Annotated in this window: 8 protein-coding genes; 5 read left to right on the top strand and 3 right to left on the bottom strand. The window is 70.6% G+C overall.

Going from position 1 to position 8758, the window contains the following annotated elements:
• The 3 genes from DQP56_RS20275 to nudC form a co-directional block, all read left to right on the top strand.
• Positions 1-1748: PD-(D/E)XK nuclease family protein (locus tag DQP56_RS20275; RefSeq protein WP_133258985.1), on the top strand; the 1748-nt coding region annotated here is incomplete at its 5' end.
• A gap of 9 nt (positions 1749-1757) precedes the next feature.
• Entirely contained in the window at positions 1758-2834 is a 1077-nt protein-coding gene (locus tag DQP56_RS20270; RefSeq protein WP_112688508.1) for a potassium channel family protein, read from the top strand.
• Positions 2831-3745 carry an NAD(+) diphosphatase gene (gene nudC, locus DQP56_RS20265; protein ID WP_112688506.1) on the top strand — a complete coding sequence of 305 codons (915 nt, stop codon included), beginning with the start codon at positions 2831-2833 and terminating at the stop codon, positions 3743-3745. Before DQP56_RS20270 ends, nudC begins: the two co-directional genes overlap by 4 nt.
• Before the next feature lie 25 nt (positions 3746-3770).
• On the opposite strand, the gene DQP56_RS20260 is transcribed toward nudC, so the two are convergent.
• A complete protein-coding gene (locus DQP56_RS20260; protein ID WP_041318427.1) occupies positions 3771-4031 on the bottom strand; it encodes a mycoredoxin in 261 nt (86 codons plus the stop codon).
• Positions 4032-4097: 66 nt separating this feature from the next.
• On the opposite strand from DQP56_RS20260, the gene DQP56_RS20255 reads away from it, so the two are divergent.
• Together DQP56_RS20255 and DQP56_RS20250 are read left to right on the top strand one after the other, a co-directional pair.
• A complete protein-coding gene (locus DQP56_RS20255) occupies positions 4098-6215 on the top strand; it encodes an ATP-dependent DNA helicase UvrD2 (RefSeq protein ID WP_112688510.1) in 2118 nt (705 codons plus the stop codon).
• Positions 6216-6530: 315 nt separating this feature from the next.
• Positions 6531-6797: a WhiB family transcriptional regulator gene (locus DQP56_RS20250; RefSeq protein WP_112688504.1), complete on the top strand. Its 267-nt coding sequence runs from the start codon at positions 6531-6533 to the stop codon at positions 6795-6797.
• A 3-nt stretch (positions 6798-6800) separates the two neighbouring features.
• Here DQP56_RS20250 and DQP56_RS20245 read toward each other — a convergent pair whose 3' ends face one another.
• Positions 6801-8156, bottom strand: a complete 1356-nt coding sequence (locus DQP56_RS20245; RefSeq protein WP_112688502.1) for a macrolide-binding ATPase MABP-1 — start codon at positions 8154-8156, stop codon at positions 6801-6803.
• Between the two features lie 55 nt (positions 8157-8211).
• On the bottom strand, positions 8212-8758 hold a 547-nt coding region (locus DQP56_RS20240), incomplete at its 5' end, for a TOMM precursor leader peptide-binding protein (RefSeq protein ID WP_133258984.1).

The following is an 8758-nucleotide window of genomic DNA, read 5'->3' as shown; positions in this document are numbered from 1 at the left end:
CCGAGATCGCCGCGCAGGCCGGACCCGATTCCGACACCGCGTGCCTGGCTGATGCTCTCGCCGACCCGGGCCCGGCGGAGCGCTATTCGGCCACCGGATACCGGCGCGTCACCGCGCTGGCCGACGAGCTGACCGTGCTGCGCGGCCACCTGTGCCATCCGCTGCCCGACCTGGTCGCCGAAGTGCGCCGGGTGATGGGGCTGGATTGCGAGATGCTCGCCGCGCAGCCGGTGACCGGAGTGTCTGGCACCGAGCAGCTCGATGCGTTCGCCGACGTGGTGGCCGGTTACGTGGAGGGACGCGTGGGACAGGCATCGCTGCCGGGCCTGCTGGCCTACCTGGATGCGGCTGCCGTGGTGGAGAACGGATTGGCGCCGGCCGCACCCGCGGTGGCCGCCGACCGGGTCCAGATCCTGACGGTGCACGCCGCGAAAGGACTGGAATGGCAGGTGGTGGCGGTGCCGCACCTGGTGGCGCGGGTGTTTCCGTCGACCGCGTCGCGCCGCAGCTGGCTCTCGGATGCGGCCGAACTGCCGCCGCTGCTGCGCGGCGACCGCGCCGAGCTGGGCGATCACGGCGTCCCGGTGCTCGACACGACCGCGGTCACGGATCGAAAACAGCTGTCCGACATCATCTCCGAGCATCTGCGCCGGCTGGATCAGCGCCGTGTCGACGAAGAGCGTCGGCTGCTCTACGTCGCGGTCACCCGCGCCGAGGACACCCTGCTGGTCTCCGGTCACCACTGGGGCACCGGTGAGACCAGGCCGCGCGGCCCGTCGGAGTTCCTGACCGAACTCAAGGCGGTGATCGACGATTCGGCGGCCGCCGGGACGCCGTGCGGGTCGATTGAGCAGTGGGTGGATGCGCCGGCCGACGGCGAGCGAAACCCGCTCGGCGACAACGTCACCGAAGCGACCTGGCCGGTCGATCCGCTGGCCGGCCGGCGAAGCGATGTCGAACGTGGCGCGGCGCTGGTCAGCGCGGCGCTCCGGGCCGACCCGCCGCCGGACGCTGAGTCCGTCGACGGATCGCGGGCCGGCTCATGGTCTGCCGAGGTCGATGCGCTGCTGGCCGAGCGGGCGCGCGTGGCAGCGCAACCGGCCCGGCCGGTGCCCAGCCAGGTCTCGGTGAGCGGTCTGGTCGAGTTGAGCCGCGACCCCACCGATGCAGCCCAGCGGCTGACCCGCCGGCTTCCCACCCGCCCGGACCCGCATGCGTTGCTGGGCACGGCATTTCACGATTGGGTACAGCGGTTCTACGGTGCCGAGCGGCTCTTCGAGCTCGACGACCTGCCCGGTGCCGCCGACGCCGACATCGCCCGGACCGACGCCGAAGAGCTGGCGGACCTGCAGGCGGCGTTCCTGGATTCGCCGTGGGCGGCCCGCTCACCGGCCGCCGTCGAGGTGCCCTTCGAGATGACTTTCGGGCAGACCGTGGTGCGGGGCCGCATCGACGCGGTGTTCGCCGAGCCGGACGGCGGGGTCACCGTGGTGGACTGGAAGACCGGTGCGGCCCCCGACGGCCCCGAGGCGCGCCGGCACGCCGCCGTCCAGCTCGCCGTCTACCGGCTGGCCTGGGCCGCGCTGACCGGCTGCCCGGAATCGCGGGTGCGGGCCGCCTTCCACTATGTGCGCACCGGGACCACCGTCGTCCCCGATGAGCTGCCCGATGCCGCCGAGCTGGCCGCACTGCTCACCGGTGCCGACCCGGATGGTTACAGTGGGTCCGTGCGTCAGGCTGATCGGTGACCGTTCGTCGTGGCGAGCGCTAGATGGCGTCGGCTGCGCGGCCTTGATGAACCGCTGACCGCCCAGCCCAGCTACGCGCTCGTGGGCCGCATGCACATGCCGCAGCGGCAATCCAGTCCGGGACGCACCGTCTACCGGCGCACCGCGATCGCGTTCGCGGCGCTGCTGGTGTCGACGCTGTTGGTCTACCTCGACCGCGACGGCTACCAGGATGTGCAGGGCGACCGGCTGAGTTTCCTGGACTGCCTCTACTACTCAGCGGTGACGTTGTCGACCACCGGCTACGGCGACATCACGCCCGTCACCGAATTCTCCCGGATGATCAATGTCCTGGTCATCACCCCGTTGCGGATCGCGTTCCTGATCCTGCTGGTCGGAACGACCGTGGAGGCGTTCACCGAGAATTCGCGGCAGGCGTTCCGCATTCAGCGTTGGAGGAGAAGGGTGAAAGACCACACCATCGTCATCGGGTACGGCACCAAGGGCAAGACCGCCATCGCCGCGATGCGTGGCGACGACGAGTCGCCGCCCAAGGACATCGTCGTGGTGGACAACGACCAGGCCGTCCTCGACCAGGCCGAGGGCAAGGGGCTGGTGACGGTACGCGGCGACGGCACCAAGTCCGATGTGCTGCGCCTGGCCAGTGCCCAGCGCGCGGCCGCGATCGTGGTGGCCACCGGCCGCGACGACACCGCGGCGCTGGTCACCTTGACCGCCCGCGAGATCGCCCCGGACGCCACCATCGTGGCGGCCATCCGGGAAGCCGAGAACCAGCACCTGCTGGAACAATCCGGCGCCAATTCGGTGGTGGTGTCCTCGGAGACGGCCGGCCGACTGCTCGGTATCGCCACCACCACGCCCAGCGTGGTGGAGATCATCGAAGATCTGCTCACCCCCGACGCCGGCTACGCCATCGCCGAGCGGGAAGTGGAGCAGCAGGAGGTCGGTGGCTCGGCGAAACATCTCAACGACATCGTGCTCGCCGTGGTCCGTGACGGGCAGCTGCTGCGGCTGGACGCACCGGAACTGGATGCAGTCGAGGCCGGCGACCGGCTGCTCTACGTGCGAACGGTGAACAACCCGTGAGCTTCCGGCTGCGCCAGACACCGCTGCTGTCGCGGGTCGGGGCCGATCGGGCCGACCAGTTGCGCACCGACACCGACGCCGCCGTCGCCGGTTGGTCGGCCGCGGCGCTGCTGCGGGTCGATGCCCGCAACCAGGTGCTGGTCGCCGGCGGGCGGGTGGTGCTGCACGACACCACCGAACTGGGTCGGACCCCGCCGCCGGACGCGGTGTTTTTGGGCCGTATCGACGACGGCCGGCATGTCTGGGCGATCCGTGGCGCCCTGCAGGCCCCGCCCGACGGTGACGTCTCGGTGCTTGACCTGCGGGTGACCGGTGACGTCTTCGACGACACCAGCGCCCAGCTGGTTTCCTCGGCGATCGCCCTGCTGAATTGGCATGAGAACGCCCGGTTCTCCGCTGTCGACGGCACACCGACCAAGCCGGTGCGCAGCGGGTGGGCGCGGGTCAACCCGATCACCGGCGCCGAGGAGTTCCCGCGCATCGACCCGGCGGTGATCTGTTTGGTGCACGACGGCGCCGACCGGGTGGTGCTCGCACGGCAGCACAACTGGCCCGTGCGGATGTTCTCGCTGCTGGCCGGTTTCGTCGAAGCCGGCGAGTCGTTCGAGGCCTGCGTGGTCCGCGAGGTCCACGAGGAGGTCGGGCTGGCGGTGCGCGACGTGAACTATCTGGGCAGCCAGCCCTGGCCGTTCCCGCGTTCGCTGATGGTCGGCTTCCACGCCGTCGCCGACCCGGACCAGGAATTCGTCTTCAGTGACGGCGAGATCACCGAGGCCGCGTGGTTCACCCGCGACGAGGTGCGGGCCGCGCTGGCGGCCGGCGCCTGGACGGGTGGCTCCCCGGACGCGAAACTACTGCTGCCCGGGTCGATCTCGATCGCCCGGACCATCATCGAGTCCTGGGTCGACTGACCGGCCCACCCCGACCGTCCGCCGCCTAGCTGCTGAGCCGATCCAGCTTCGCCTTGACCTCACGCCCGGTCGGGTTCGTCATCGTCGAACCGTCGGCGAAGCGCAGCGTCGGAACCGTGCGGTTGCCGCCGTTGACCGACTCGACGAACTTGGCTGCCGTGGGGTCCTGCTCGATGTTGATCTCGTCGTAGCCGATCTCGAACTTCTCCAGGGCCTTTTTGAGCTGGCGGCAGTAACCGCACCATTGCGTCGTGTACATGATGAGCGGTGGATCGCTAACAGTCATAGCTCTTAACGCTAGCGGCTGGGGATGCGGGCCGCTGGCGGCCCGGCGTCGGAGGCCCCTGTCAAGATGGACGCCATGGATGCGCTCATCGCCGGCCTGGACGACGAGCAGCGCGCCGCCGTGTTGGCTCCCCGCGGGCCGGTGTGCGTGCTGGCCGGTGCCGGGACCGGCAAGACCCGCACCATCACCCACCGGATCGCGCACCTGGTCGCGGCCGGTCATGTCGCACCGGGGCAGGTGCTGGCGGTGACGTTCACCCAGCGCGCCGCCGGGGAGATGCGGTCGCGGCTGCGCGCGCTGGGCTCGGCCGCAGCCGGCGAGGGCGGCGTTGGCAACGGTGTGGGCGCAGTTCAGGCACTGACATTCCACGCCGCCGCGCGGCGCCAGCTGCGCTACTTCTGGCCGCGGGTGGTCGGCGAGACCGGTTGGGAACTGCTGGACCGCAAGTTCGGGGTGGTCGCCCGGGCCGCCGGACATGCCGGACTGCGGCTGTCCAACGACGACGTCCGCGACGTCGCGGGCGAGATCGAGTGGGCCAAGGCGTCGCTGATCGGGCCGGAGCAATATCCGGAGGCGGTGGCCGCCGCCGGCCGCGACACCCCGATCGAGGCCACGAAACTGGCCGACGTCTACGCGGGGTATGAAGCCTTGAAAGCCCGCGGCGAAGTGGCGATGCTCGACTTCGACGACCTGCTGCTGCACACCGCCGCCGCCATCGAGAACGATGCGGCGGTGGCCGCCGAGTTCCGGGACCGTTACCGCTGCTTCGTGGTCGACGAGTACCAGGACGTCACGCCGCTGCAGCACCGGGTGCTCTCGGCTTGGCTGGGCGAGCGCGACGACTTGACCGTGGTGGGCGACGCCAATCAGACCATCTACTCGTTCACCGGCGCCTCGCCGCGCTACCTGCTCGACTTCACCCGCCGCTTCCCGGATGCCGCCCTGGTGCGCTTGGAACGCGACTACCGGTCGACACCGGAGGTGGTGTCGCTGGCCAACCGGGTGATCGCTGCGGCCCGCGGGCGCGTTGCGGGCAGCAAGCTCAAGCTGGTCGGCCAGCGCGAGCCCGGCCCGCTGCCGACGTTTCGGGAGCATCCCGATGAGGTCGCCGAGGCGACCGCGGTGGCCAAGTCGATCGCGAAGCTGATCGACGGCGGTGTTGCGCCGGCCGAGATCGCCGTGCTGTATCGGGTCAACGCGCAGTCCGAGGTGTATGAGGAGGCGCTGACCGAGGCCGGCATCGCCTACCAGGTTCGCGGGGGAGAGGGCTTCTTCCACCGGCAGGAGATCCGGCAGGCGCTGGTGGCCTTGCGGCGGACCGCCGAGCGCGGCGACGATGCCGGCTCAGCGCTCCCGGACACCGTGCGCCGGGTGCTCGAACCGCTGGGGCTGACGGCCGAGCCACCCAGCGGCGTCAGGGCGCGGGAGCGCTGGGAGGCCCTCGGTGCGCTGGCCGAACTGGTCGACGACGAAGTGGCGCAGCGCCCCGACCTGGATCTGCCCGGTCTGCTGACCGAACTGCGGGTGCGCGCCGACTCGCGTCACCCGCCGACGGTGCAGGGCGTGACGCTGGCGTCGCTGCACGCCGCCAAGGGGCTGGAATGGGATGCGGTGTTCTTGGTGGGGCTCGTCGACGGCACCCTGCCGATCTCGCACGCCCTGGTGCACGGCCCCGACAGTGAGGCCGTCGAGGAGGAACGTCGGCTGCTCTACGTCGGCGTCACCCGGGCCCGGGTGCACCTGGCGTTGAGCTGGGCGCTGGCCCGCGCCCCCGGCGGGCGGGCCGGCCGCAAGCCGTCGCGGTTCCTGCACGGTATCGACGGCGCGGTGCCCCAGCCCGATCCGCGGGCGCCCGCGCGTCGCCGCGCCCGCGGCGCGCCGAAACATTGCCGGGTCTGCAACAAGGCGCTGGGCACGCCGGCGGCCATCATGCTGAGCCGGTGCGAGACGTGCGCAGCCGACGTCGACACCGAGTTGCTGGTGGCGCTCAAGGATTGGCGGCTGCGCACCGCCACCGAGCTCAAAGTGCCCGCCTACATCGTCTTCTCCGACAACACGCTCACCGCGATCGCCGAGATGCTGCCCACCGACGAGGCCGCCCTGGTCGCTATCCCGGGCATCGGCGCGCGCAAGCTGGAGCAGTTCGGTTCCGACGTGCTCGAGTTGGTCCGCAACCGGGGCTGAGCCGAACCGGAGGTAATTCGGTTGTGAGCCTCGGCCCCGACCCGCTAACCTCGGACACCATGACCACGATCAGCAGCGGCATTCGGGTACGCCCGGCCGGCGCGCGCCACGCCGCTGCCGAGGCGGCGGCACCGCGTATTCGCCATGCCGTCGCCGTAGTCGACTCGTCCGTGCACCGGGGTACGCCCTAAGCGCCAGCCCCCGCCCACCGCAGGCCACGGACCCGACCAGGATCCGTGGCCGCTGTCTTTTCCCGGCACACCCACCACCCGGCCCGGATCACGCCAGACGTACCGGAAAGCAGGTGACCAGCCGATGTCCACCACCGCAACACGCACTCGCAGACTGCCCGAGTTGCCCTGCAACCGCGACCCCGATCTGTGGTTCGCCGACAACCCAGCCGATCTGGAACGGGCCAAGGTGCTCTGCGGTGACTGCCCGATCCGGCGGCAGTGCCTGGCGCTGGCGTTGCAGCGCGGCGAACCGTGGGGGGTCTGGGGCGGCGAGATCCTCGACCGTGGGAGCATCATCGGCCGCAAGCGCCCTCGCGGCCGGCCCCGCAAACAGCCCGTGGCGGCGTGAGGGTCAGGCCGAGGGGCCGACGGTTTCGACGTCGGGACCGGTGAAGCCCGGGACCAATTCCTCCGAGATCCGCTTGACCGGCACATGGGCGTCGAGCTGGCACATGATCGCCGTGGTCGACCCGAGCACCCGCATCGGCATCGCCAGCTTCGGCGGCAGGTCCAGCTGCCGGGCCGTCTTGAGTTGCTCGACGGGGCGTTCCAGCTGTTTGCCCGCCATCCGCATCAGCCACTTGCGGGTGTAGTGGAAAACCTCGACCTCGACCGGCTCGACGTACTGGCGCAGCATCTCGTCGATCTCGCGCACCGAGACGTTCTGGCCCTTCTGGATGAAGCCGCCCTGGCGCATCACCGCGATGACCCGCTCGTAGTCCTTGTCGCGGGCGTAGCGCACAGCCGCGCCCAGCTCCGGGGGAAAGCCGCCGGGCATCGGCGCCACCGCGCCGAAGTCGATCACGCCCATCCGGCCGTCCGGCAGCAGCATGAAGTTGCCGGGGTGGGCGTCCCCGTGGATCAGCTCGAGACGGCGCGCCGCGTCCCAGGTGAACTCCGCCAGCCGGGTGCCCATCAGGTCCCGCTGCTCGACGGTGCCGTTGCGGATGATCTCGGCCATCCCGATGCCGTCGATCCACTCCTGGATGACCGTCTTGGGGGCGCTGGCCACCACGTTGGGGATCAGGAAGTGGGGGTGGCCCGCGTAGGCCTTGGCGAAGACCCGCTGGTTATCGGCCTCCAGCCGGTAGTCCAGCTCCATCTCGGTGCGTTCGATCAGTTCATCGATCACGCCCTTGACATCCACGCCCGGAGCCAGCTGTTTGAAGATGCCGGTCAGCCGGCGGATGGTTTTCAGGTCGGCGCGCAACGCCTCGTCGGCGCCCGGGTACTGGATCTTGACCGCCACCCGGCGGCCGTCGGCCCACACGCCGCGGTGCACCTGGCCGATGCTGGCCGAGGCAACCGGGGTGTCGTCGAAATCACTGAACCGTTCCCGCCACTTGGTGCCCAACTGGGCGTCGAGCACCCGGTGGACCTTGTCCGCCGGTAGCGGTGGCGCGTCCTTCTGCAGCTTGGTCAGCGCCTCCCGGTAGGGCTCGCCGAACTCCTCGGGGATGGCCGCCTCCATCACCGACAGTGCCTGACCGACCTTCATGGCGCCGCCCTTGAGCTCACCCAGGACGGTGAACAACTGGTTGGCCGCCTTCTCCATGAGTTCGGCGGTGACCTCGTCCTTCGACTTGCCGGTCAGCCGCTTCCCGAACCCGAGTGCTGCCCGGCCGGCGAAGCCGACGGGCAGGCTGGCCAGCTTCGCATTGCGCGCCGCGCTCCCACGCTTGATTTCTGACACGTGTCCATCATCCATGATGTCGTTGTGGTGCTGGTCACCGCGTGTGAAATTGGCAGTGCCGGAGCCGCCGTCAACACCCGCACAGCGGGTGACGAGCCCAGCGCCGCGTCATGATCGAGCCGGTCGCCAGATCCAGTTCCAGGGTGGCGTTGAGCGTCGGCGGGGGACCGAGGTCGCTGCCGGCCGCCGGCCCGCGCACCGCCGCGATCACCCGATCGACTTGGCTGAGCGCCAGCGCCACGGTCGCCAGCACCGTCGCGCGGTCGCTGTGGGCGACCGTGTCGCGCAACTGGGCGGCCACCGCCGGCCAGGAGGCGTCCCGGTCCCGCCGGTGCAGGTCTGCGCATCCCAGGCAGCTGGTCATGCCGGGAAGCACGAGCGGGCCGACCACGCCGGTGCCGTCGCGCACCCGCACCGCCAGGTGCGCCACCCGCTCGGCGTGCAGTTCACGCACCAACCGCGGGTCGGCGACCAGATAATCCGACAGCACCACCAGATCCGTGCCGGCGGTGCTCACCGCGGCGTGCGGCTGGCTGCTGCGCCGAACCACGGCACCCGAGCAGCGCAGCGACTCGACCAGCAGGTCCGAGAGCGGTCCACGGCCGTGCACCCGCAGC

It is taken from the genome of Mycolicibacter senuensis, from assembly GCF_003284925.1.
Classification (GTDB): Bacteria; Actinomycetota; Actinomycetes; order Mycobacteriales; family Mycobacteriaceae; genus Mycobacterium; species Mycobacterium algericum_A.
This window is presented reverse-complemented; position numbering and strand designations above follow the sequence as displayed.

Bases quoted from the DNA above. Each gene is read 5' to 3' on its own strand.
- DQP56_RS20255 (WP_112688510.1), top strand. From the start codon at position 4,098: ATGGACGCCATGGATGCGCTCATCGCCGGCCTGGACGACGAGCAGCGC.
- DQP56_RS20245 (WP_112688502.1), bottom strand. From the start codon at position 8,156: ATGGATGATGGACACGTGTCAGAAATCAAGCGTGGGAGCGCGGCGCGC.
- DQP56_RS20260 (WP_041318427.1), bottom strand. From the start codon at position 4,031: ATGACTGTTAGCGATCCACCGCTCATCATGTACACGACGCAATGGTGC.
- DQP56_RS20250 (WP_112688504.1), top strand. From the start codon at position 6,531: ATGTCCACCACCGCAACACGCACTCGCAGACTGCCCGAGTTGCCCTGC.